Annotated in this window: 1 protein-coding gene; it reads right to left on the reverse strand. The window is 55.8% G+C overall.

Features of this window, described 5'->3' with window-relative positions; translation table 11 throughout:
* Positions 1 to 286: transposase (locus tag EZI54_RS24130; protein ID WP_165495881.1), on the reverse strand; the 286-nt coding region annotated here is incomplete at its 3' end.
* Between the last annotated feature and the right edge of the window lie 76 nt (positions 287 to 362).

Genomic DNA, 362 nt, shown 5'->3' on the forward strand with positions numbered 1-362 from the left:
CCTGCTCCGGGTACAGGCCTTTCTCGCGGCAGTAGGCACTGAGTTCGGCCTCAGACATGGAGGCGGTTTCAATCACAACAGCCAGCTTGGCTTCAGGGGACCAGTCCTCCCCGGTATTACGATGACCTGGCACGGGCATTCCTTGTTCTCGACACTGTTTCAACCAACTATACAGAGTCACATCGGATATGCCTTCCTCTGTGGCTACCGAGACCACACTTCGGTTCTGCGGAGGCAACAACTTCTTCAGCACTGCGGCTTTACGTTCTTCGGAATAACGTGGCATGACATGCTCCCATGCCGCCCCGACTCGGAAAAATCAGGCGAAATCGCCTACTGGACAACTAGGCTGACAGAGGGGG

It is taken from the genome of Marinobacter halodurans (genome assembly GCF_004327985.1).
Taxonomy (GTDB): domain Bacteria; phylum Pseudomonadota; class Gammaproteobacteria; order Pseudomonadales; family Oleiphilaceae; genus Marinobacter_A; species Marinobacter_A halodurans.